This window comes from Occultella glacieicola, from assembly GCF_004353825.1.
GTDB lineage: Bacteria > Actinomycetota > Actinomycetes > Actinomycetales > Beutenbergiaceae > Occultella > Occultella glacieicola.
Window position 1 is genome coordinate 1 of record NZ_SMNA01000022.1, and the last position, 21842, is coordinate 21842.

The window sequence follows — 21842 nt, forward strand, 5'->3', positions numbered from 1 at the left end:
CCCGGGCCACCGGCGAGCCGACCGGCCGCGCCGGCCGCACCGGCGCCGAGCGCGCCACCGACGCCGAGTCCACCGCCGACGCCGCCGCCGATGCCGCCACCGGGACCACCGATCGCACCGCCACCGATGCCGCCGGGACCACCGATGCCGGGCCCGAGCGCCCCGGGCCCGAGGCCACCGCCACCCCCGACGCCACCGTCGGCCGATGTGTCGTCGTCACCCGGGTTCCAGCGGTCGTCCGGGTTCCACGGGTCGTTCCCGCCAGGGTTGTTGGGGTCGTACGGGGGGTTGTTGTCGATCGGCGGGTTGTTGGGGTCGTACGGGGGGTTGTTGGGGTCGTACGGGGGGTTGTTGTCGATCGGTGGGTTGTTGGGGTCGTACGGGGGGTTGTTGTCGATCGGTGGGTCGTTGGGGTCGTACGGCGGCGGGTCGAGGACCGGCGGCTCGTTCACGTTGCCCGGACCCGGCAGCGGGGTCCCGGGGCCACCCGGCACGTTCGGGTTGCCGGTCGGGTTCGTCGTGGACGGCGGCGTGTGCGAGCCGGGCGGGGTGATCTCCGGTTGCCGACGCTCACCCGGGTTCCAATCCTCCGGGTTCGCGCCCGGCGGCAGGTAGGAGCTCTCCATGGACGTGTTCAGGGCGTTCATCGCCTGGGTGGCCTGGTCCTCCCGGGCCTCGTCCCAGTTCTCCAGCCAATGGTTCGTCGCCACTGCTGCCGTGACGGCGCCGACTCCACCGAGGACGATCATGCCACCGGCGGCCGCAGCGGCCTCGATGGCGCGCTTCTGCCACCAGTTCAGCTCCTTGGGCGGCAGGTTCTCGTACGCCTCGCGCGCATTGTTGATCGCGTCGAGCGCGTAGTTGGTGCTCGACTTGGCCTGGCTGAGGTCGCCCGCGGTCGTGCTCAGCGTCGAGGCCAGCGAGATCATCTGGGTCCATGCGGCGGTGCCGGTCTCGCCCTCGGCGCCGCTGTCGGCGCCGATGTTCTGCACGCTCTGGGCCGCCTCGGTCAGCGACGTGGAGTGGCCCCCCAGGGTGTCCACGTCGGTCCGTGCGGTCGTGAGCTTGTTCGAGTCGATCTGACTGATCTGTTCCAGATAGTCCGTGTTCACACCCATGTCACATTCCTCCATGCTGGGTCGGTGGTGGCTGTCGTGGTGGTGCCGGCGGGGCAGTGCCCTGTTCGCTCGGTGACGACGCAGGTGGCTGACCCTGCGGCGGATACGGCGGTTGGCCTTGCGGCGGATACGGTTGCGGGCCCGGCGCGGGATAGGCCTGGGGCGATCCCGTCGTCCCCGGCCCGGTACCGCTGCGGCGCCGGTTCCGGGTGGCGCCGACGATCAGGCCGACCACCACCAGGAGCGTGAGTGCTCCGGCGACACCGACGATCACGGGGACCAGGCTCGAGCCGGATCCGGAGTCGGTGTTCCCGGGTTCCTCGCTCGCGCCGGGCGCCGGCTCGCTGGACGGCTCGCCGGCGGTGCCCTCGATCTGCGCGATGCTGGGCACCGCGTTCGGGTCGTCGCGGACCAGCGGGTTGACGTCCTCGAACGTGGTCGGGTCCGTCGCCATCAGCCCGGGCACCGACACCAGCCCGTAGCCGGTGTTGTCGTCCCGGGCGGGTTCGTGCGCGGTGCCACCGGTGGTCCGGATGAGCGACTGGATGAGCTGGTTGCCGGTCGCCTCCGGGAAGGCGGACTTCGCCAGCGCCAGGGCACCCGACGTGAAGGCGGTGGCCTCCGAGGTGCCCGAGGTGAGCCATTGGGCGTTCCAGGCGCCGTTCTCCCATCCGGTCCGAACGATCTCGACACCCGGGGCGACGACCGTGAGCAGGGGGCTGGCGACGGGGGAGTCCAGGAGGTCGCCATTGATGTCGTGCGCCTCGACCGTGACGATCCCGTTCGCGGAGGCGGGCCAGCCGAGCTCACTCGGTGGCTCGTTGGGCATGGAGTTGACGATGACCACGCCGGCGCGCAGGGCTTCGGCGACCGCCTCCCCGTTGCCGTCGTTGAAGTTGGCGCTGAACGACATGCTGATGATGTCCGCCCCTGCCGCCACGGCGGCCCGGATGGACTCGTCGACCAGTCCGGTGCAGCCCTGTTCGTCGACGCTGGTCACGTAGCTGAGGATGGTGGCATCCGGGGCGACCCCTTGCGGCCCCGGGAACCCGTCCACCTCCGCGCCGTTGCCGACCAGGATCTCCGCCATCGACGTGCCGTGCTCGGCCTCGGCCCCCGTGCTCGTACCGGGGAACGTCGCGCCGTTGTCGGCGCACACGTGGTCGGGCTGGGTCTGGATGTCCGTGCCCACGAGCGTGGGCACGTCGACATTGATCGGGGTGTCCAGCAGGGCGATCGTCACGCCCGCACCGGTGGCGGTCCCATGCGCCTGCGCCACGCCGGTCTCGCTGTAGTACCAGAGGCCGCCGAGACTGGTGTCCCAGTCCGCGGCCGCCGGGAGCGCGGCCAGACCGACCAGCACCGAGGCCGTCACCGTGGCGGTGAGTGCCGTGACGGTTCTGCTCGGCCTCATCAGGCCGCGTCGAGTGCGGTCTTGATCGCCTGCAACCGGGCCGCGACGCCCTCGTCGAGATTCTTCATGTCCCTGGCGTAGGCGGCGAGTTCCTCGTGCATCGTGGTCATCGTCTCGACGGACGTGTTCAGGCTGGTCTCCGTGGTCGTCAGCAACCCGCGCAGCCGGCCCGAGTAGCCGGTCGGCGACGGGACCGCGGACCAGGTGTTCGTGTCCTGGCGGTCGCGGATCGCCTTGACGTCGGGCAGCAGTTTGCTCACCTCGTCCACGAGCGTCTCCAACTGCCCGATTCGGTGCGTGAGGACCTCTGGGGTGATCTCGGTCTGTCCCATGACGGTGATTCTCCGTGTCGTGATCGGTGGTGTTGATCTCTCGCCAAGAAAGACGGCACACGCCGAAGCCCGCGGGCTTCGGCGCGACCGTCAAGCTTGGCAGCCTGCGGCCGGACTCACTGGAAGCGAGCGGCGTTCTGGTTCTCGGTGGACTGGTAGTCCTGGCCACCCTGACCCACGGCGGTACCGATCTCGGTCAGCAGGGCCTTCATGTCCGTGATCGCGGTGGTCCACTGGGACTTCGCGGTCTGGTAGGACTCGGCGGCCGCACCGGTCCAGTCCGCACGCAGCGGCTGGAGCTGGGAGTCCATGTCGGCGAGCTGCTGCTCGATCTTGTTCGCGCCGCCGACGATGTCCGCGCTCGCGGTGGCAATGCCCTCGAAATTGGCCTTGAACGTCATATCTGTTCCTCAGTTCCTGGTGAGCGGGCGGTCAGCCGAGACGGCCCTGGAGACGGGACATGGCGGAGCTGGCCTGCTCGTCGGAGGAGGTGTAGCTGCTCTGCGACGCCTGCAGGTTCTGCTCGAACGTGTCGAGGCTGGTGATGATCTTGCGTGCGTCCGTGCGCCACCGCTCCATGAGCGAGGCGAACGCGGTCGCGGCCTGACCCTGCCACTGTGCGCCGATGCCGGAGAGGCGACCCTCGAGCGAGGAGAGCTCACCGTTCAGCGTGATCTTTGATTCGGCAACGATCCTCGCGCCGCGTGCCAGTGCACCGTCTGCTGCGGAGACTTCCTGTCCCACAGTCACCTCCAAGTTCATGGGCCTCTCGGCCCGTGTGTCCATGAACCACCGGTTGGCAGCCCATCACCGAATACCCCCGGTGAATGACCTCACCTTACGAAACCCGATGGGGTGCGTCGATGGGGAGAGGTCCCCGCGGGACCGGGCCCGAACCTGCGGGCGTGGCTGCGGCGGTGGCGTGCGTCGTGGCTATGCTGACGGGGGCCACCAGTAGGTAGAGGGATATCGATGACCGAACTTTCCAGCGCCGAGCGCGCGCTCGGCCAACTCCTGCGCGTCTCGGTGGTCGCCGGTGACCGTCGGCTCGACCTCGCCGCCCCGGGCGGGGTACCGGTCGCGGAGCTCGTCCCCGGGCTCGCCCGGAACCTCAACCTCCTCGACCCTGCGACGGTGTTCGGTGGGTACCGGTTGGTCCGACAGCAGGGTGGTGCCCTCGAGGGGGCCCGGAGCCTGCAGGCGCAGGGCGTCCAGGACGGCGACGTGCTGACCCTGACCTCGGGCGCGGACATCGACGAGCACCGGGTCTACGACGACCTGGTGGAGGCGGTCGCGGACGTCGTCGAGAGCGACGACAAGCCCTGGACGCCCAAGGATGCGGCCACGACGGCGGTGCTGGCCGCCGTGGCGCTGCTCGTCACCGGTGCGATCCTGCTCTTCGGGGCGGGACCGGCCACCGGCACCGGCACCGGGACCGTGTTCGTGCCGGTGACGGCGGCGCTGGCCGCCACGCTGCTGGTCGTCAGCGCGCTCGTGGTGGAGCGGGTCGGCGGCCCGCCGGCGGCCCCGGTGGCCCTGGTCCAGGTGGCGGCGATCTACGGCGGGCTGGCCGGGTTTGGCGCGCTCGGGGCGAGTGACCCCTGGGGTGCGGGGGCCGCGGGCGCGGGCGGCGGCGCCCTCGTCGTCGGCCTGCTCGGTCTGATCGCGCTGCGCGAGCGACGCGAGTACTCGATCATCCCGATCGTGGTCGGCGCCGTCATCGGCGTCGCGGGGTTGGTCATGTGGTTCTTCGACACCACCCCGGGGACCACGTTCGCCGTGGCCGTCGCGGTGGTCGGGGTCGCCGGTATCGGGGTGCCCTGGGTGGCACTCGCGACCACCCCCCTGCAGATCGTCAGCGCCCGCGACGACGCCGAGATCCTCGCCGACCCCGGTGAGATCGACCGGGCCCAGGTCTCCCGCGAGTACGCCCGGGGACACAGGTTCCAGGTCGGGCTGCGGATCGCCGTCGGTGTGGTCATGCTGATCGCCGTGCCCGTCGTGGTCGGGACCGGCCTGCTGGGGGCCCTGCTGATGGCGGTGGCGTTCGGCGGCATGATCCTGAGTGTCCGGGAGACCTACTCGCGGTCCGACATCGTCGCGGTGATGACGATCGCGATCCTCGGGGTGGTCCTCACCGGGGTGGCCGCGGCGATCCTGCACCCGGACTGGCGGACCGGGCTGACCGTGGCGGTCGGCGTGGTCGCCGCGGCCGTCGTTGGGCTGACCCTGGTGTCCCCGAGGCCGCGGCTGTGGCTCGGCCGGCTGGCGGACGGCGCCGAGCTGGGCGCGCTCGCGGCGCTCCTGCCGTTGGCCGCGCTCGCCTCCGGGTTGGCGTGATCGCGTGGCCACCAAGAAGGAACTGATCGCTGCCCAGAACTTCAGCCGACGGCGGCTGCTCACCGCGTTCGTCAGCGGCGCCCCGGGTGGCCGCGAGCTCGAGCCGGCCAAGCCGCTCGTCGGGGTGGTGGCCGGTGGCGTGCTCAGCGTGCTCGTGGTGGTCGGATCCCTCATCGCGGGCTTCTTCACCGGGAGCCTCCCGGACGGCTGGGAGGACAGTTCGCTCGTGGTCGTGGACACCGGGGCCCGCTACGTCGCCCGGGCGGGCACCCTCTACCCGGTCGCCAACATCACCAGCGCCCAGCTCCTCGCCACCGGCGAGGACGGGCAGTTGCTCGTCGTGCAGGCCAGCGAGGAGGACCTCGAGGGCCTTCCGCGCAGCTCGGTGGTGGTGGGGATCGAGGGTGCCCCGGATGCGCTGCCCCCGGCCGACTCGCTGATCAACGTCGGGTGGTGGGCCTGCGCGCGGGACGCCGAGCGGACCTGGGTGGACCTGAACACCGCACACGCCGCCGTCGAGGACCCGCGGGGTGCACTCGTGACGGTCGACGGCACGTTCTTCTACGTCAGCGGCGGGTATCGCTACCAGGTCGCCGAGGAGGACCTGACCGCACTCAGCCTGTTCCTCGGGTTCTCCGCCACCGGCGCCTACGAGGTCTCCGCGCGGTGGCTGAACCTGTTCACGGAGGGCACCCCGATCGAGCGGCTGGACGTACCGGGTGCCGGCGACCCGCTGCCCGGTCCGGCCGCGCAGATCGGCGGTGAGCTCCAGGTCGGCAGCGTGGTGCGGCTGCGCAGTGCCAGCGGTGACACCGGAGCGGTGCACGTGTTCACCTCCGACGGTGCCCTCGTCGAGCTGAGCAACGTCGCCCTCGAGCTCTACTACATGGGCACCGGGCTCACCCCGGACGACGTCGTCACCCTGGACAACTCCGAGGTGCAGCAGGTGCCGATCGAGGACTCCACCGGACTCGTGCCGACGGACTGGCCCACCGATGCCCTGGCCCCGGTGGACGGCACCCTGCTGCCGTGTGCCCAGCTGGTCGGCGCGGACGACCCGGCGTCGGCGGGCGCACCGAGCAACGTGGCGCTCGTCGCCGCCGAGACCCCGGAGGCCGGCGACACGGACGTCACGGTCGCGCCGGGCGCGGGCGCCCTGGTCCAGCTGGACGGCGGCGGCACCCAGGGCGGCTATGCCCTCATCGACGAGCGTGGCCGGATGTACCCGATCCCCGTGACCAGCACCGACGTGATCCAGTTGCTCGGCTACGGCGAGGTCGAGATCCCACGCGTCTCGCAGTTCTGGGCGGCGCTGTTCCCCGCCGGTCCCACGCTCACCGTGGAGGCCGCCAGTGAGGGCATGAGCGCAGCCGCCGGGCCGTCGTGAGCCCCCATTGGCTCCGTCGGGGTCTGGCCGCCCTCGCGGCCGCGACCCTGGGCACCACCCTGCTGATCGCTCAGCCGGTCGCGCCCGCCCACGCCACGAGTTCCAGCCAGGACTGCTCCACCGACACGCCGGCGCTCGTGGCCGCCTCACCACCCGCGTTCGACGCGTTGGGGGTCCGGCAGGCCTGGGAACTGGCGACCGGTGCCGGGACGGTCGTGGCGGTCGTCGACTCCGGCGTCAACGTGGCCAACGTCCATCTCCGCGAGGGTGTGCTGCCCGGGGTGAACCTGGTTCGTGGGACGGATCCGGCGACCACCGACGCGGAGGGTCACGGCACCGTGGCGGCGAGCGTCATCGCCGCGCGCGGGGTCGAGGGCTCCGGTCTGATGGGGGTGGCGTTCGAGGCCGAGATCCTGCCGGTCCGGGTCTACTACGCCACCAGCGAGGAGGCGCAGGAGCAGGGGGTCGCGCTGACCGCGGACCGGATCGCCGCCGGGATCCGGTGGGCGGCGGAGAACGGCGCCGACGTCATCAACGTCTCGCTGAGCACCACCGAGAACGTCCCTGCGATGGCCGAGGCGGTCCGGGTGGCGACCGCGAACGGCGCGCTCGTGGTGGCCAGCGCGGGCAACCGCGAGACGTCCACCGTGGCCGAGGACGTCCCCAGGTACCCGGCCGCGTATCCGGGGGTGCTCGGCGTCAGCGCCGTCGACGTGAACGGGGCCTGGGTCCCGGGAGCCTCGTACACGGGGGAGTGGGTGGACGTGGTCGCCACCGGGCAGCAGGTTCCCGCCGCCTTCCACTGGGCCGGTGACTGCGTCCAGGCCCCTGGTGACGCGCTGCCGTCGTCGAGCTGGGCCACGGCCTACGTGTCCGGAGCCGCCGCGCTCGTCGCCCAGGCGCACCCGGGCGAGACCCCCGATCAATGGGCCCACCGGCTGATGGTGACGGCCTCGCGGTCGCAGCCCGCGGACCGCGACGACCGGGTCGGCTGGGGCCTGGTGCAGCCGGTCGCGGCCATCGAGTTCATCGACGACGGCTCGGCGCCCGGCCCGGCGTCCCCGATCCACCCCGCGCCCGAACCGGCGCCGGCGCCCACCTCGGGGATCGACCTGAGCCCGATCGAGGACCCGATGGCTCCGACGCGGGCGATCGCGTTGTGGTGGATGATCGGCGGTGTCGCATTCGGTGCCCTGGTCGTGCTGATCGCCCGCCTCGGGTCGGCCCGGCGCCCGGCACGTCGGCGCTAAGGACCCGATGAGCCGGGTGCTCCTGATGTGCGGCCCGGCCGGTGCCGGGAAGTCCACGCCCGACCGCGGACTCGAGGGCCGGGGCTGGTGCGGCTGTCGATGGACCGGGAGGCGTGGCGGCGCGGTCACCGCGAGATGCCGCTACCCGCGCCCGTGCACCGCGACATCGAGGCGTCCCTGCGCGAGCGTCTTGTCGCACTCGTGAACCGGGACCCGGGACGTGGTCCTGGACCTCTCGTTCTGGTCGCGTCGGGTGCGGGAGGACTACCGGGCGCTGGTGCGCCCCCTCGGAGTCGAGCCGGTGACCGTCCATCTGACCACGAACCGCGCCACCGCACTGGCGCGGATGCGGACCCGCGCCGCGGGCCACGGTGACGACTTCCGGCTGAGCGAGGACCTGGCCGCCACCTACTTCGACCACTTCGAGGTGCCGGTACCCGAGGAGGGGCCGCTCGTGAGCTACAACTCGGGCGAGGACCCTCCCGAGCGGTGGGTCAGCGCGATCGAGCAGGTCCTCGAGCCCTGATATGGCCCGGTAGGGCTCAGCCGGCCGAACGCGGCCGGGGCAGGGTCCGCCGCGCCAGGCGCAGGCCGTCCGCGGTGAGGATCACCAGCGCGACCCAGACGAGCACGAAGCCGGCCCACCGGGTCGGGGCCATCTCCTCGCCGAACAGCAGGACCCCGGTCAGGAACTGCATGGTCGGGGTGATGTACTGGAGCAGCCCGAGCGTCGCCAGCGGCAGCCGGCGCGCGGCGGTCGCGAACAGCAGCAGCGGGACCGTGGTCGCGATCCCCGAGGCGACCAGCAGCGCGACGTGCACGGCCGGGGAGAGGCCCCCTGCGCCGTCGGACCCGAACGAGCTCCCGCCGGTCACGGTCAGGTAGACGAGGTACCCCAGGGCCGGTCCGGTCAGTGCGAGGGTCTCCACCCCGAGGCCGGGCAGCGCCGGTACCTGCGCGCCGACCGTCTTCTTCACCAGGCCGTAGCCGGCGAAGCTGAGCGCCAGGACGGCAGCGATCCACGGGAAGTTGCCAAGACCCACGGCGATCACGATCACCCCGATGCCGGCCACGCCCACGGCCGCCCACTGGGCCGGGCGCGGCCGTTCGGCCAGGACCAGCACGGCCAGCAGCACGGTGATGATCGGGTTCACGTAGTAGCCGAGCGCGGCGTCGACCACCCGTCCGGTGAGCACCCCGAACAGGAACGTGATCCAGTTCACCGCGAGCAGCACCGCCGCGAGGGTCAGCCGGCCGGCCACCCGGCGGTTGCGGAGCAACGCGGTGAACGTGCGCCACTGGCCGCCCGCAGCCAGGAGCAGCAGGCACAGCAGCATCGACCAGACCACCCGGTGTGCGGTGATCTCCAGGGCGCCCGCGGCTCCGAGCAGGCTGAAGTAGAGGGGCAGCACACCCCAGAGGAAGTAGCCGCCCGCCCCGGCGAGCAGGCCGCGGCGGTGTTCGGCAGGGGTGCCGTCCGCCGGCGTGGGCTGGGGTGTCGACACCGGGCGAACCTATCCCAGTCCGTGGCTCGACCGAGGCAGCGCAGAGCCATCCAGTGTGAGGTGACCCTTACACTGGAGGTGTCTGCGCTGCCCGCGTCGAGCGTGGCAGCCCCCTAATCCGTGTGAAAGAGGCGTCTCACCCGTGCCCAGCAACACCAGGCAGCGTGTCGCCATCGTGGGAGCCGGTCCCGCCGGTATCTACGCCGCCGACATCCTCTCCAAGACCGACCTCGACGTCGACATCGACCTCTTCGAGCGGTTGCCCGCCCCGTTCGGCCTGGTCCGCTACGGCGTCGCTCCCGATCACCCCCGGATCAAGGGCATCATCGTGGCCCTGTACAAGGTCCTCCAGCGCGGCGACATCCGGCTGATCGGGAACGTGGACTTCGGCACCGACGTCGACCTCGCCGAACTCCGGGAGTACTACGACGCCGTCATCTTCTCCACCGGTGCGATCAAGGACGCGGATCTGCCCATCCCTGGCATCGACTTGGACGGCAGCTACGGCGCCGCGGACTTCGTGTCCTGGTACGACGGACACCCGGACGTGCCACGGACGTGGCCGCTGGAGGCGCGGGAGATCGCCGTGCTGGGCGTCGGGAACGTGGCCCTGGACGTGGCCCGGATCCTGGCGAAGCACGTCGAGGACCTGATGCCCACCGAGGTCCCGGAGAACGTGGTCGACGTCCTGCGGGCGAGCCCGGTGACCGACGTGCACGTGTTCGGGCGCCGGGGCCCGGCGCAGGTGAAGTTCACCCCGCTGGAACTGCGCGAGCTCGGCCATGTGCCCGACGTGGACATCGTGGTCTACCCCGAGGACTTCGACTTCGACGATGGCTCCGAGGAGGCGATCCGGTCCTCCAACCAGACCAAGCAGGTCGTCAAGACCCTCACCGACTGGACGCTACGCGACCCCGCAGAACTGACCGCGTCACGGCGGATCCACCTGCACTTCCTGCACCGGCCCGCCGAGATCCTCGGCACCGACGGGAAGGTCTGCGGGATCCGCACCGAACGCACCGAGCTCACCGGGGACGGGTCCGTGCGGGGTACCGGCGAGTTCGTGGAGTTCGACGTGCAGGCCGTCTACCGCGCGGTCGGCTACTTCGGCTCCCCGCTGGCCGGCCTGCCGTTCGACGAGGCGGCCGGGGTCATCCCGAACGACGGTGGACGGGTCCTCGACGACCACGGCCGGCACATCCCGGGCACGTATGCGACCGGGTGGATCAAGCGTGGTCCCGTCGGGCTCATCGGGCACACCAAGTCCGACGCCGGCGAGACCATCCGCCACCTCGTCGAGGACGTCACCTCCGGCTCGGTGCCGACCGCGCCGCGCCGCGACCCGCAGGCGATCCTGGACCGCCTCGAGGCGGACGGCGTGCCGTACACCACCTGGCAGGGCTGGGAACTGCTCGACGCGTACGAGCGTTCACTGGGTGAGGGGCAGGGCCGGGAACGGATCAAGGTCGTGCCGCGTGAGCACATGACCGAGATCTCCCGCCAGGCCCACGTCCGCGCCTGAAGCCGCGTCGCCGACCGGCGACACCCGGGAGCGGATCCGCCAGAGGAAGGGGAACGCCACAGGTGATGGGCCACCGGTACCTGAACGGGGTCAAGACCGTGGCGCTGTTCGGGCTGCTCTGGGTCGTGATCCTGGGCCTCGGGGCGATCGTCGCCGCCGGCACCCGCCGACCCGGTGCCATCTGGTTGTTCGCCGGGATCGGGCTCGTGATGACGTTCGTGAGCTACTGGAACTCGGACAAGATCGCCATCCGGGCGATGGCGGCCCGGCCGGTGTCGGAGGCCGAGGCCCCGGCCATGTATGCGATCGTCCGCGAACTCTCCTCGACGGCCCGTCAGCCGATGCCGCGGCTGTACATCTCGCCGACGGAGGCGCCGAACGCGTTCGCCACCGGGCGCAATCCGCGCAACGCCGCGGTGTGCTGCACGGTCGGGATCCTGAGAATCCTCGACGAGCGGGAGTTGCGCGGCGTCCTCGCCCACGAGCTCTCCCACGTCTACAACCGGGACATCCTGACGTCCTCCGTCGCCGCCGCGATGGCCGGGGTGATCACCGCGGCCGCGCAGTTCCTGTTGTTCTTCGGTGGTGGCCGCAACCGCGACGCCGGACCGCTGGCCCTGCTGGGCAGCCTCGCCATGCTGCTGCTCGCGCCGCTCGCCGCCTCCCTGATCAGGCTGGCCATCTCCCGGACCCGGGAGTACGACGCGGACGCCGACGGCGCCAAGCTCACCGGCGACCCGCTCGCGCTCGCAGACGCCCTGCGCAAGCTGGAGCGGGGCACGGCGGCCGCGCCGCTGCGGGCCGAGGGCGAGGTGGCGGACGTGTCCCACCTGATGATCGCGAACCCGTTCCGGGCCGGCTCGGTGTCCAAGCTGTTCAACACCCACCCGCCGATGGCCGAGCGGATCGCCCGCCTGGAGGGCATGGCCGGAAGCACCGGCCTCGGCGACCCGAGCAGTTGGTGAGGTGACTCCCGAGCGGCCGGTGGCCCGTCCCTACCGGTAGTTGACGAACTGGAGCGCGGCGTCGATGTCCTCGGCGCCCTTCAGCAGTGCGATGACGGACTGCAGGTCGTCGCGGTTCTTGGACGAGACCCGCACCTCGTCCCCGGTGATCTGGGTCTTGACGCCCTTGGGAGCCTCGTCGCGGATCAGCTTGGTGATCTTCTTCGCGTTCTCGCCGGACAGGCCCTCCTTGAGGGTGCCGGCGAGGCGGTACTCCTTGCCGGACAGCTGTGGCTCCTTCTCCCCGGTGTCGAAGGCCTTGAGGGAGACGCCGCGGCGGATGAGCTTGCTCTGGAACACGTCGAGCACCGCGAGCACCCGCTCCTCGGAGTTGGCGACCATCACGATCGCCTCCTCGCCGCTCCAGGCGATGGAGGCGCCGACGTTCTTGAAGTCGTACCGCTGCGAGATCTCCTTGGCGGCCTGGTTCAGCGCGTTGTCCACCTCCTGGCGGTCGACCTTGCTGACGACGTCGAACGAGGAATCGCTGGCCACAGGGGCCTCCTTCTGGAGTGTGCTTGACCACACCGCGGCCGATCACGGCCCGGCCGGGCCATGATGGTCACGGGACGGTCCCGGAGTTGGTATTGTTCCATCCGGTCCTTCGACCATACGGCGGGTTGCCCGAGCGGCCAAAGGGAGCTGACTGTAAATCAGCCGCGTCATGCTTCGCAGGTTCGAATCCTGCACCCGCCACCAGCGCCTGGGGCGCCTCCACCGGAGGCGCCCTTCGCCGTTCCCGACAGATCACGGGGCGATGGTGTGATGTTCGCCATGTTCGAGGCCGATCCGGCTCCGGGCACCCCGTGTGAGCAGGACCTCGCGCTAGGATTTCGTCTGCAGGCACACGAGCATGTAACCTCGTTCCCGCTGCCCCGATAGCTCAGTCGGTAGAGCGTCTCCATGGTAAGGAGAAGGTCTAGGGTTCGATTCCCTATCGGGGCTCTGCTCCACAGGTTGCCCGCCGCCCGGCGGCGGGCAGCCCGTGGGTCGAGGCGGGGTAGCTCAGTCGGTCAGAGCGCACGACTCATAATCGTGAGGTCGCGGGTTCGAGCCCCGCCCCCGCTACCGCATTCGAGAAGCAACATCCGTACCAGCGCGGATGTCAGACGTGAGGAAGACCAGTGGCCAGCAAGTCCGCGGATGTCCGCCCCAAGATCACCCTTGCCTGCGAGGTGTGCAAGGAGCGCAACTACATCACCAAGAAGAACCGTCGGAACAACCCCGACCGGCTCGAGCTGGCGAAGTACTGCCCGCGCTGCAACGCGAAGACGGCGCACCGCGAGACACGCTGATCGCGACAGCTAGCATGTCAGGCATGACGCATGTCAATGCCGACCTCGTAGGGCGGGTGTTCTCCGGAACCCCGCCCTACGTCGTGTCGGCCGTCAAGATCGCCGAGTTCGCGGATGCGGTCGGCGCCCGCTCCCCGCTTCACCACGACCCCGACACCGCCCGGGCCTCCGGTCACGCCGACGTGATCGCTCCGGTCACGTTCGCCGTCGTGGTCGCCCAGCGCGCCGAGGCGGAGTACGTCGACTCCCCGGAGGCCGGCATCGACTTCTCCCGGGTGGTGCACGCCAACGAGTCGTTCACGGCGCACCGGCCGATCGTGGCGGGGGACCGGCTGCACACGGCCGTGCACGTGGACTCGGTCACCGAACGGGCCGGCATCGCGATGGTCACCACGCGCTGCGAGATCAGCGACGACACTGGGGCCCCGGTGTCCACCGTGACCTCCACTCTCGCCGTGCGCGGAGCGGACGCGTGAGCGCGCTGCGCGCCGGCGTCGCCGTCGGCACCGAGCTCTTCTCCGTGACCCGCAGCGTGGACCGGGCGGCTCTGGTGCGCTACGCCGGGGCCGGCGGGGACTTCAACCCGATCCACTGGAACGAGGCCTTCGCACGGGAGGTCGGCCTGCCCGGTGTGATCGCACACGGGATGCTCACCATGGGCATCGCCGGCTCGGTGCTGTCCGACTGGCTCGACGACCCGACCGATGTCCTCGCCTACGGGGTGCGATTCACCCGTCCCGTGCCCGTGCCGTACCCGGGGGAGGCGGTGCTGGCGGTCGTCGGCACCGTCGGGGCCGTGGACGCCGACGCCGGCACCGTCCGGGTGGACCTGCGGGTCAGCGTCGACGGCACGACCGTGCTCGGCAAGGCCCAGGCGCAGGTCCGGCTGCGCTGAGCGCGCTCGAGAGTGCCGTAGTGGCTGCCGTCGTCGCACCCTCGGGCGCCGGCCTAGGGTGGTCGCACTCTCGAGAGTGCTGAAGTGGCGGCCACTTCCGCGCTCTCGGCGTGACCCGCTCAGCTCGGCGCCGGGCCGGTCGTCGTCCCCGGGCGCAAGTCGACGCCGAGGACGGCCGAGCGGGCCGGCTCGCCGGCCGCGAGCGCGATGGCGGCCGCGGCGGCCATGCGCCCCTTCTCCCGGATCGGTTGTGCCACCGTGGTGAGCACGTCGCCGCCGAGCCAGGGCAGGTCGACGCCGTCGAACCCCGCGACCGAGACGTCCTGGGGTACCCGAAGCCCGCGCTCCCGGGCGGCGAGCAGCAGGCCCGCGGCGAGCAGGTCGCTGAAGGCGACCAACGCCGTCGGGCGGGGCGTGGCGTCGAGCAGCGCGTGCCCGGCGCGGATGCCCTCCTCCACCCAGGACCCGCGGGCCGCCTGCGCGACCACGGGGACCACGCCGCCCTCGAGCAGCCCGGCCCACCGGGCCGCCGTGTAGGGCACCGAGGACCGGCCCGGTCGGGACACCTCCAGCGGGCCGGGTGCGGCGCGCGGCCCCCAGGGCAGGGTGACCACCCCGACGGCGGTATGACCAAGGCCCCGCAGGTGCTCGGCCACGGCGCGCATCCCGGCGGCGTCCTGGACCCGGATCGAGACCGAGCCGCGCACCGCGGCGTCCACGTGCACGGCCGGGGTACCGCGCTCGCGCAACGCCCGCACCGACGGCGCGGACGCCGCGGCGCCGTTGAGCAGGATCGCGGCGTCCATGGCCGCGTGCCGGAGCAGGTCGGGCGCGGCACCGGACGCGTCGTCGGTGGGGATCAGCAGCATGCCGAGGTCGGACTCCCCGAGCGTGGTGGCGACGCCGTCGAGCGTCTGGATGGCCACCGGGTCGCGGAAGTTCTGGCGCAGGTCCTTGCGCACCACGACGCCGATCACCCCGCTGCGCCCCCGGCGCAGCGAGCGCGCCACCGGGTTCGGGCCGGAGTAGCCGAGATCCGCGGCCGCGCGCAGCACCTTGGCCTTCGTGGCCGCCGAGATCGGTCCGGCTCCGGAGAAGGCGAGCGACGCCGTCGAGATCGAGACGCCCGCGGCGCGGGCCACATCGGTGAGGGTGACGCGGCTGGTCACGGCTGCCCTCCTCCTCGACGACGACCCGGCTCGACCTCGGTTCGCGGCCCTCGTCGGGCGATCATCGGCCGGGAGGCCACGATAGCCTAGGTCGGTCGAAACGTTGCGACATCCACCCCGCGCATCCCCCGAGAGCGACCGATGACCCCCACCGACCCCGGCGTGGCCGTGCCGCCTGTGCCCTCGGCGCGCGCCCGTCGCGGTGCCGTGGCCGTGTTCGCCACGTTCGTCCTCAACGGCTTCACGTTCGCGAACTGGCTCGCCAGGATCCCGACGATCCGGGACGAGCTCGGCCTGCGGCCCGAGCAGCTCGGCCTGATCATCCTGGTGGGCTCCCTCGGCTCGCTCACGGCCCTGCCCGTCACGGGCCGGATCCTCAACCGGATCGGCCCGGTGCGCACCGTCATCGGGGCCTCCGTGGTGGCCGCCGCCGGACTGGTGGTCGCCGTGACCGGCGTCGCCCAGGTCAGCCCGCTCCTGGTCGGGGCCGGTCTGTTCCTGTCCACCATGGGCATCGGCTCCTGGGACGTGGGGATGAACTTCGAGGGGACCAGGGTCGAGCAGGCCCTCGGGCGCGCGATCATGCCCTGGTTCCACGGGGGCTTCTCGATCGGCACCGTGCTGGGTGCCGCGGTCGGCGGCCTCGCGATCCGCTGGGGCGTGCCGGTGCCCACGCACATGCTGGTCGTCGTCGGGGTCGCGGTCGTGCTGGTCGCCCTGATGACCCGCGGGTTCCTCCCGGAGACGGCGGCGCAGCGCGTCGCCGCGCAGGAGAGCGAGAGCCACGGCGGGCACAGCTACCTGCGGTTCTGGGTCGAGCCGCGGACGCTGATGGTGGGCCTGGTGGTCCTGGCGGCGGCACTGACCGAGGGCGCGGCGAACGACTGGCTCGCGCTCGCGGTCATCGACGGCTTCGAGACCCCCAATGAGACCGGCGCGTTCGGGCTCACCGTGTTCCTGACCGCCATGACCGTGATGCGGTTCCTCGGGACGTTCCTGCTCGACAGGTTCGGACGGGTGGCCGTGCTGCGACTGTGCACCGGGCTGGCCATCGTGGGTCTGCTCGTGTTCACCCTCTCGCCGTCCCTGCCGGTCGCGCTCGTCGGTGCGGTGCTCTGGGGCCTGGGTGCGGCCCTGGGCTTCCCGGTCGGGATGAGCGCCGCCTCCGACGACCCGGCCAAGGCCGCGGGCCGGCTGTCCGTGGTCGCCACGATCGGCTACACGGCGTTCCTGGTCGGGCCGGGCCTGTTGGGCCTGCTCGCCAGCCACGTCGGGTACCGGCACGCGCTGCTCGCGATCCTGGTGCCGCTCGTGGTCGGCCTGCTGGTGATCCCGGCCGCCCGGCAGCCGGTGCAGGCCCCCGACGGCGTCCGGCCACCCGCGTAGGCACGCACGGCCGGTCCGGCGGCCCCGGGGACGGCGGCCCGTCGGCGTAGATTGGAGGGATGACCGCCTCCGCCCGGCCCGGTTCCGTCAGTGGCCCCGTCGCAACCGGCACGACCGCCCCGACCGGCCCGAGCGGCACAGCCCCGCTCGCCGGCCTCACCACGCTGCGGGTGGGTGGCCCGGCCCGCCGGTTGGTCGAGGCGACCACCGAGACGGAGTTCATCGGCGCGGTCACCGCTGCGGACGAGGCCGGGGAGCCCCTGCTCGTGCTCGGCGGTGGATCCAACGTGCTGATCGCCGACGAGGGCTTCGACGGCGTCGTGGTGCGCGACGCGCGGCGGGGCGTGGTGGTGGAGAGCGAGGACACCTGCGGCGGTGGCGCCGTTCGGGTGCCCGCCGGTCACCCGTGGGACGAGTTCGTGGTGGAGGCGATCGACTCCGGCTGGATGGGCGTCGAGGCGCTCTCCGGGATCCCCGGATCCACCGGCGCCACGCCGGTCCAGAATGTCGGTGCCTACGGCCAGGAGGTCAGCGAGGTGATCTCCTCGGTCCGCACCTGGGACCGCGCCGAGCGCCGCGTCCGCACGCTGGCCCGCGTGGACCTGGGGTTCGGCTATCGCGACTCGCTGCTCAAACGGACCCTGCACTCGCCGTCCGCCGACCGGGCCTGGGGGCCGACCCCCCGGTACGTGGTCCTCGACGTCGGGTTCCAGATGGTGCTGGCCACCCGCTCGGCCCCGATCCGGTACGCCGAGCTCGCCGCGGTACTCGGAGTGGAACTCGGCCGGCGTGCCCCGTCGGCCGAGGTGCGGGAGGCGGTGCTGGGTCTGCGCCGGGGCAAGGGGATGGTCCTGGACGCCGCCGACCACGACACCTGGAGCGCCGGCTCGTTCTTCACGAACCCGATCCTGGGCGCCGACGCCGCCGACCGGCTCCCCGCGGGCGCACCGCGGTTCGACGCGGGCGAGGGGCGGGTCAAGACCAGCGCCGCCTGGCTGATCTCCCACTCCGGGTTCGGCAAGGGTCACGGCCTGCCGGGCCCGGCCGCGCTGTCCACGAAGCATGTGCTCGCCCTGACGAACCGGGGCGGGGCGGGCGCCGGTGACCTCGTGGCCCTGGCGCGCGAGGTCCGGGCCGGGGTCCGGGCCGCGCACGGCATCACGCTGGTCCCCGAGCCGGTCCTGGTGGGCCTGCGTCTCTAGTCGGCAGCGTCCGGGGCGGAAGAGTCGGCAGAGTCGGCAGGAGCGGCAGGGTCGGCAGGAGCGTATGCGGCCACGGCCGCCACGATCGCGTCCTGGACGCCGGCGTCCCCGAGGATGCGGAAGTGTCCGCTCGGTCCCACGCGGATGTTGCGCGCTCCCGGCAGTGCGCTGCCGCCCGGGATGTGCGGATCCCAGGTTGCGTGCACGGACGTGATCGCCGCGTCGACCGCGCGCTGCGCGCCGAGCTTCCGGACGGCGGTGGGGGACAGGGCCCGCACGGCCGCGACCGGCACGAACCTGGCATAGGACGAGCCCGCGAACGGCGTGTTCACGGCGACCATGCCGAGTACCCGGGGTACGCCGACCGCCCCGGCCCGCGCTGCGCCGTCGAGCATCACCTGCTTGCCGATCAGGCCACCCTTGCTGTGCGCGACGAGCACGACCGCGGGTAGCCCGAGTTCCACCAGCCGCCTCGCGACCACGTCGGCACCGGACCGGACGTCGGCATGGTTGAGGCCGAGTTCGCGGATGGGGTGGACCGGGTGGCCGGCGTCGAGCAGGCGCCCGGCCAGCGGCTCCAGGAAGCGCCACGACTCGTAGATGCCCGGCACCAGGACGACCGGCACCCCAGGACCGGGGCGCGGCGTGCGCGCCCACTCGGGCTCGCGCGTCACCACCGCGTGGGCGATCCGCCCGACGGCGTAGGCGTAGTCGGCCGCCCACGCGGCCGTTCGGCGGACCGCGAGCCGGAGTGACCGGGCCCTGCGCATCAGGCCGTGCCCGGGTGCTCTCCGGCGCCTGAACCCGGGTCGGGCGCGGCCAGCCACCGGTCCACGTCCGCCAGCATGGTGGCCTTCGAACCGGCACCGGCGCGCGAGGCCCGGATCGAGCCACGGGCCAGGTCCGCGAGCGCATCGTCGGCGAAGCCGTGGACGCTCCGCGCGGCCTCGTACTGGGCGAGCAGGCGGGAGCCGAACAGGAGCGGGTCGTCCGCGCCGAGGGCGATCGTCGCGCCGGCCTCGGCGAGCCTGCGCAGCGGCACCTGTTCGGGGGTCGCGTACACCCCGAGCGAGACGTTCGAGGCCGGGCACACCTCGAACGCGATGCCATCCGCGACCACCCGTTCCAGCAGCGCGGGATCCTCCCCGACCCGGACCCCGTGCCCGAGCCGGTCGGGGTGCAGGTGCGCCACCACCTGGGCCGCGTGGCCGGGGCCGAGGAGTTCGCCGCCGTGCGGCACCAGCGCCAGATCGGCGCGGGCGGCGATGTGGAACGCGGCGGCGAAGTCGGAGGTCTCGCCGCGCCGCTCGTCGTTGCTGAGCCCGAACCCCATCACGCCACCGGGACCGTCGTCGGCGTGCCGGGCCGCCAGTCTGGCCAGCGTCCTGGCCTCCAGCGGGTGCCGCATCCGCGAGCACGCGACGATGATCCCGACCTCGACGCCGGTCGCCGCGCTCGCGGACGCTGCCTCGTCGGTGATGATCTCGAGGGCCGGCGTGATGCCGCCGACGAACGGGGCGTAGGACGTCGGGTCCACCTGGAGCTCGAGACGACGGGACCCCTCCGCCGCGTCGGCTGCCGCCGCCTCCCGGACGATCCGTCGCATGGTCGCCTCGCTGCGAACCACGGCGCGCGCGGCGTCGTACATGCGCTGGAACCGGAACCAGCCCCGCTCGTTCGCCGGGAGCCGGAGCGGGTCCCCGGCCACGGTCTCCCGCAGCGTCTCGGGCAACCGCATGCCCTGGTCCGCGGCGAGTTCGGTGAGGGTGTCCGGACTCATCGAGCCGGTGAAGTGCAGGTGCAGGTGCGCCTTGGGCAGCAGTCGCAGGTCACGGGCCACGAGCGCCACTCTAGGTGCCGATGAGAGTTCTCTCATGCCGACCTCACGGCGGCATCGGCGCCGAGGTGGTGAGATGGTCGCCATGGACCCGTCGGAGCCGGATACGACCCAGCGTGAGGCACGGGACCTGGCCGAACTCACCGGACCGGGTCGCGTCGACATCGTGCGGATGGCCCTGCTCGGGATCGACTCGGGGCCGCGGGAGCCGGCGGATCTCGACGTGGACCTCCACTTGAGCGTCGAGGTCGACCGGGTCCACCACCGGCCGGGCGCGGGCGTCTCCGTCGGTTACCGGGTGGGCTACGACGACGGCGGCGGGGCCCGTGTCAACGAGTACCTGGTCGCGAGCACCGCTCCCCGGTTGCCCGAGTCCGAACGGGTGGCCCTGCTGGCGGACGGCGACCGACAGGTCCGGGTCTGGCGCCACCCGCACGATCCGGCACTGCCGGGCCTGGCTCCGGCGTGCGACGCCGCGACGGTGCACGGGTGGCTCACCGACCTCGGCCGACCCCCGGCGGCACCGGTCCGGCTCGATCTGGTCAGCTACCGCCCGAGCCGGCGCGCGGTGCTGCGGGCGGGCGCCGGCGACGACTCCGTGTTCGTGAAGGTCCTGCCGCCCCGGCGGGCCGAGGCCCTGTACCGCAGGCACGAGGTGCTGACCGACGCCGGGGTGCCGACTCCTCGCGTCCTGGCCTGCCCCGGTCCCGGGGTCCTGATGATCGAGCGCGCGCGGGGGCACGCGCTGGCCGAGGCGATCGCCGGGGCCGAGCGGAACCCGGGCGGGCTGCCCGGGCCCGACGTGTTGGAGGCCTGGCTGGATTCGCTCCCGGCGACGGTTCTCGAGCTGCCCGCCCGACCGTCCTGGGCGGACCGGATCGACTTCCACGCGGAGGCCGCCCGGGCCGCGCTGCCGGCGGAGGCGGGCCGGATCGACCGCCTCGAGACCGGTCTCACGGAACTGCTGGCGCGCACGCCGGACGGTCCGAAGGTGCCGACGCACGGGGACTTCTACGAGGCGAACGTGTTCACCGCCGACGGCGGGGTCAGCTCCGTGATCGACGTGGACTCCGTCGGCCCTGGTCGGCGGTCGGACGACCTCGGGACGATGCTCGGGCACGTCGCCGTGCTGCCCGCGCTCGCCCCGCACGTGTACGCGCACGTGCCCGGGATCGTCAAGGAGTGGACGGCGTACTTCGAGACCCGCGTGGATCCGGTGGACCTGCGGGCCCGTACGGCGGCCGTGGTGCTCTCCCTCGCGGCCGGGACCTCGCCCGAGCAGGGCGCGGCGCGGCTCGCAGTCGCCGAGGAGTGGCACGCCGACGCGCAGGGGCGGATATGAGAGTTCTCTCATCCGGGGCTCCCCGAGTTCTCATGCTCGCGTGCCAGTCTCACACCGGCCGGCGAGGAGGGGACCGATGAAGAAGCAGACTGCGTGGTTGGTGACCGGGGCACTCGGCGTGGCCGGGTTCGCCGGTGGGTCGCTGAGTTTCGCCTCGCACCCCATGGAGTCGGAGTCCCTGCCCGGCGTCGCGATCTCGGCCCCGGCCGCCGCCGGGACCGCGCCCGTGACCACGCCGGACCCGGCGACGGTGGCACCTGGCGACGTCGCCTCCACGACCGGTCCGGTCGAGCAGGTCGGGCCGACGCCGGTGCCACAGGCCGCACCGGTCTCGGCGCCGACCCCGGCCTCGGCGGCGTCCGCGGGCACGGCCAGTTCCGCTCCGACGGCCGGGTCTCCGGACTGATCGGTCGGCCGAAGATGAGAGGTCTCTCATCTTCGGCTCCTCAACGTCTCATCGAATCTCATCAGACTCGACACAGTCAGCAGCCGCCGGGTCCGGCGCGCCGAGCCAAGGAGTTGTGAGTTGAACAAGCGAACCGCATGGATGGTCACCGGGGCACTGGGTGTCGTCGGAGTGGCCGGAGCGTCGATCGCTGCCGCGGCGGACACGAACAGCGTCGACCAGATGCCGGGAGTGAGCATCACCGTGCCCGAGGCTCCCGCTGGGCCCGCCGAGACCCCGGCCCCCACCGCACCCGAGACGCCGGCTCCCGCGCCCACGGACCCGGCCACCGTGGCGCCGGGGAGCGCCGTGACGGTGGTCAGCGCTCCCAGCCCGGCGGCGCCGGCACCTTCGCCGGCGGCACCGGCACCGGCACCGGCGCCGGCACCCGCGCCGTCC

22 protein-coding genes, 3 tRNA genes and 2 pseudogenes are annotated in these 21842 nt (G+C 72.4%); 17 read left to right on the plus strand and 10 right to left on the minus strand.

Translation table 11 applies throughout. From position 1 onward, the window contains the following. The 5 genes and pseudogenes from EXU48_RS24680 to EXU48_RS24180 form a co-directional block, all read right to left on the minus strand. A pseudogene (locus tag EXU48_RS24680) lies at positions 1–1118 on the minus strand (hypothetical protein); the annotation flags it as partial. A gap of 1 nt (position 1119) precedes the next feature. After that, on the minus strand, positions 1120–2532 hold the full coding sequence (locus EXU48_RS24165) for a S8 family peptidase (protein WP_133110266.1): 1413 nt from the start codon (positions 2530–2532) through the stop codon (positions 1120–1122). Next, on the minus strand, positions 2532–2864 hold the full coding sequence (locus EXU48_RS24170; RefSeq protein WP_133110267.1) for a hypothetical protein: 333 nt from the start codon (positions 2862–2864) through the stop codon (positions 2532–2534). Before EXU48_RS24170 ends, EXU48_RS24165 begins: the two co-directional genes overlap by 1 nt. A 116-nt stretch (positions 2865–2980) precedes the next feature. Next, positions 2981–3265 carry a WXG100 family type VII secretion target gene (locus EXU48_RS24175; RefSeq protein ID WP_133110268.1) on the minus strand — a complete coding sequence of 95 codons (285 nt, stop codon included), beginning with the start codon at positions 3263–3265 and terminating at the stop codon, positions 2981–2983. A 31-nt stretch (positions 3266–3296) separates the two neighbouring features. After that, entirely contained in the window at positions 3297–3608 is a 312-nt protein-coding gene (locus EXU48_RS24180; protein ID WP_133110269.1) for a WXG100 family type VII secretion target, read from the minus strand. Between the two features lie 228 nt (positions 3609–3836). Here EXU48_RS24180 and EXU48_RS24185 point away from each other — a divergent pair, with 228 nt between their 5' ends. The 4 genes from EXU48_RS24185 to EXU48_RS24865 all read left to right on the plus strand — a co-directional run bounded on the left by EXU48_RS24185 (position 3837) and on the right by EXU48_RS24865 (position 8367). Further along, a complete protein-coding gene (locus EXU48_RS24185; protein WP_133110270.1) occupies positions 3837–5204 on the plus strand; it encodes an EsaB/YukD family protein in 1368 nt (455 codons plus the stop codon). A gap of 4 nt (positions 5205–5208) precedes the next feature. Beyond that, the gene (eccB, locus tag EXU48_RS24190) at positions 5209–6591 is read left to right on the plus strand and encodes a type VII secretion protein EccB (RefSeq protein WP_133110271.1); all 1383 of its coding nucleotides are present in this window, start codon (positions 5209–5211) and stop codon (positions 6589–6591) included. Further along, positions 6588–7841, plus strand: coding sequence for a S8 family serine peptidase (locus EXU48_RS24195; protein ID WP_133110272.1), 1254 nt, complete (start codon positions 6588–6590; stop codon positions 7839–7841). Before eccB ends, EXU48_RS24195 begins: the two co-directional genes overlap by 4 nt. A 220-nt stretch (positions 7842–8061) precedes the next feature. Then, on the plus strand, positions 8062–8367 hold the full coding sequence (locus EXU48_RS24865; RefSeq protein ID WP_207947888.1) for an AAA family ATPase: 306 nt from the start codon (positions 8062–8064) through the stop codon (positions 8365–8367). 16 nt (positions 8368–8383) lie between these two features. Here EXU48_RS24865 and rarD read toward each other — a convergent pair whose 3' ends face one another. Continuing rightward, positions 8384–9346 (minus strand): EamA family transporter RarD, encoded by a 963-nt coding sequence (gene rarD / locus EXU48_RS24205; RefSeq protein ID WP_133110273.1) that lies wholly within the window; start codon positions 9344–9346, stop codon positions 8384–8386. A gap of 142 nt (positions 9347–9488) precedes the next feature. Here rarD and EXU48_RS24210 point away from each other — a divergent pair, with 142 nt between their 5' ends. Both EXU48_RS24210 and htpX read left to right on the plus strand, forming a co-directional pair. Then, positions 9489–10868, plus strand: a complete 1380-nt coding sequence (locus EXU48_RS24210; RefSeq protein WP_133110274.1) for an FAD-dependent oxidoreductase — start codon at positions 9489–9491, stop codon at positions 10866–10868. Positions 10869–10933: 65 nt separating this feature from the next. Further along, positions 10934–11833 carry a zinc metalloprotease HtpX gene (gene htpX, locus EXU48_RS24215; protein WP_133110275.1) on the plus strand — a complete coding sequence of 300 codons (900 nt, stop codon included), beginning with the start codon at positions 10934–10936 and terminating at the stop codon, positions 11831–11833. A 30-nt stretch (positions 11834–11863) separates the two neighbouring features. On the opposite strand, the gene EXU48_RS24220 is transcribed toward htpX, so the two are convergent. After that, positions 11864–12367 carry a YajQ family cyclic di-GMP-binding protein gene (locus tag EXU48_RS24220; protein WP_133110276.1) on the minus strand — a complete coding sequence of 168 codons (504 nt, stop codon included), beginning with the start codon at positions 12365–12367 and terminating at the stop codon, positions 11864–11866. Positions 12368–12486: 119 nt separating this feature from the next. On the opposite strand from EXU48_RS24220, the gene EXU48_RS24225 reads away from it, so the two are divergent. The 6 genes from EXU48_RS24225 to EXU48_RS24250 all read left to right on the plus strand — a co-directional run bounded on the left by EXU48_RS24225 (position 12487) and on the right by EXU48_RS24250 (position 14062). After that, positions 12487–12571: transfer RNA gene (locus tag EXU48_RS24225), tRNA-Tyr, on the plus strand. 173 nt (positions 12572–12744) lie between these two features. Continuing rightward, positions 12745–12817: transfer RNA gene (locus EXU48_RS24230), tRNA-Thr, on the plus strand. 49 nt (positions 12818–12866) lie between these two features. Then, positions 12867–12940, plus strand: a tRNA-Met gene (locus EXU48_RS24235). A 56-nt stretch (positions 12941–12996) separates the two neighbouring features. After that, entirely contained in the window at positions 12997–13167 is a 171-nt protein-coding gene (gene rpmG, locus EXU48_RS24240) for a 50S ribosomal protein L33 (RefSeq protein WP_043502612.1), read from the plus strand. Positions 13168–13190: 23 nt separating this feature from the next. Next, the gene (locus EXU48_RS24245) at positions 13191–13643 is read left to right on the plus strand and encodes an FAS1-like dehydratase domain-containing protein (protein WP_133110277.1); all 453 of its coding nucleotides are present in this window, start codon (positions 13191–13193) and stop codon (positions 13641–13643) included. Further along, positions 13640–14062 (plus strand): MaoC/PaaZ C-terminal domain-containing protein, encoded by a 423-nt coding sequence (locus EXU48_RS24250; protein WP_133110278.1) that lies wholly within the window; start codon positions 13640–13642, stop codon positions 14060–14062. The genes EXU48_RS24245 and EXU48_RS24250 overlap by 4 nt, the downstream gene beginning before the upstream one ends. A 119-nt stretch (positions 14063–14181) precedes the next feature. Here the strand turns inward: EXU48_RS24250 and EXU48_RS24255 are convergent, their stop codons facing one another. Then, a complete protein-coding gene (locus EXU48_RS24255) occupies positions 14182–15231 on the minus strand; it encodes a LacI family DNA-binding transcriptional regulator (protein WP_133110279.1) in 1050 nt (349 codons plus the stop codon). Between the two features lie 141 nt (positions 15232–15372). Between EXU48_RS24255 and EXU48_RS24260 the strand changes: the two genes are divergently transcribed. Together EXU48_RS24260 and EXU48_RS24265 are read left to right on the plus strand one after the other, a co-directional pair. Beyond that, positions 15373–16617 (plus strand): MFS transporter, encoded by a 1245-nt coding sequence (locus tag EXU48_RS24260; protein WP_133110280.1) that lies wholly within the window; start codon positions 15373–15375, stop codon positions 16615–16617. A 59-nt stretch (positions 16618–16676) separates the two neighbouring features. Beyond that, positions 16677–17819: a UDP-N-acetylmuramate dehydrogenase gene (locus EXU48_RS24265; protein WP_133110281.1), complete on the plus strand. Its 1143-nt coding sequence runs from the start codon at positions 16677–16679 to the stop codon at positions 17817–17819. Here EXU48_RS24265 and EXU48_RS24270 read toward each other — a convergent pair. Continuing rightward, entirely contained in the window at positions 17816–18589 is a 774-nt protein-coding gene (locus EXU48_RS24270) for an esterase/lipase family protein (protein ID WP_133110282.1), read from the minus strand. The two genes, EXU48_RS24265 and EXU48_RS24270, sit on opposite strands and share 4 nt — an antisense overlap. Next, positions 18589–19695 carry an adenosine deaminase gene (locus EXU48_RS24275; RefSeq protein WP_133110283.1) on the minus strand — a complete coding sequence of 369 codons (1107 nt, stop codon included), beginning with the start codon at positions 19693–19695 and terminating at the stop codon, positions 18589–18591. The genes EXU48_RS24270 and EXU48_RS24275 overlap by 1 nt, the downstream gene beginning before the upstream one ends. 37 nt (positions 19696–19732) lie before the next feature. Between EXU48_RS24275 and EXU48_RS24280 the strand changes: the two genes are divergently transcribed. From EXU48_RS24280 to EXU48_RS24290, 3 genes and pseudogenes are all read left to right on the plus strand, one after another. Continuing rightward, positions 19733–20998, plus strand: a complete 1266-nt coding sequence (locus EXU48_RS24280; RefSeq protein ID WP_133110284.1) for a phosphotransferase family protein — start codon at positions 19733–19735, stop codon at positions 20996–20998. Positions 20999–21074: 76 nt separating this feature from the next. Continuing rightward, positions 21075–21404, plus strand: a complete 330-nt coding sequence (locus EXU48_RS24285) for a hypothetical protein (RefSeq protein WP_133110285.1) — start codon at positions 21075–21077, stop codon at positions 21402–21404. Between the two features lie 120 nt (positions 21405–21524). Beyond that, positions 21525–21842 (plus strand): annotated as a pseudogene (locus tag EXU48_RS24290) (hypothetical protein); the annotation flags it as partial.

Coding starts and splice junctions, on each gene's coding strand:
- EXU48_RS24165 (WP_133110266.1), bottom strand. CDS start 2,532: ATGAGGCCGAGCAGAACCGTCACGGCACTCACCGCCACGGTGACGGCC.
- EXU48_RS24170 (WP_133110267.1), bottom strand. CDS start 2,864: ATGGGACAGACCGAGATCACCCCAGAGGTCCTCACGCACCGAATCGGG.
- EXU48_RS24175 (WP_133110268.1), bottom strand. CDS start 3,265: ATGACGTTCAAGGCCAATTTCGAGGGCATTGCCACCGCGAGCGCGGAC.
- EXU48_RS24185 (WP_133110270.1), top strand. CDS start 3,837: ATGACCGAACTTTCCAGCGCCGAGCGCGCGCTCGGCCAACTCCTGCGC.
- htpX (WP_133110275.1), top strand. CDS start 10,934: ATGGGCCACCGGTACCTGAACGGGGTCAAGACCGTGGCGCTGTTCGGG.
- EXU48_RS24245 (WP_133110277.1), top strand. CDS start 13,191: ATGACGCATGTCAATGCCGACCTCGTAGGGCGGGTGTTCTCCGGAACC.
- EXU48_RS24260 (WP_133110280.1), top strand. CDS start 15,373: ATGACCCCCACCGACCCCGGCGTGGCCGTGCCGCCTGTGCCCTCGGCG.
- EXU48_RS24265 (WP_133110281.1), top strand. CDS start 16,677: ATGACCGCCTCCGCCCGGCCCGGTTCCGTCAGTGGCCCCGTCGCAACC.
- EXU48_RS24270 (WP_133110282.1), bottom strand. CDS start 18,589: ATGCGCAGGGCCCGGTCACTCCGGCTCGCGGTCCGCCGAACGGCCGCG.
- EXU48_RS24275 (WP_133110283.1), bottom strand. CDS start 19,695: ATGAGAGAACTCTCATCGGCACCTAGAGTGGCGCTCGTGGCCCGTGAC.
- EXU48_RS24280 (WP_133110284.1), top strand. CDS start 19,733: ATGGTCGCCATGGACCCGTCGGAGCCGGATACGACCCAGCGTGAGGCA.
- EXU48_RS24285 (WP_133110285.1), top strand. CDS start 21,075: ATGAAGAAGCAGACTGCGTGGTTGGTGACCGGGGCACTCGGCGTGGCC.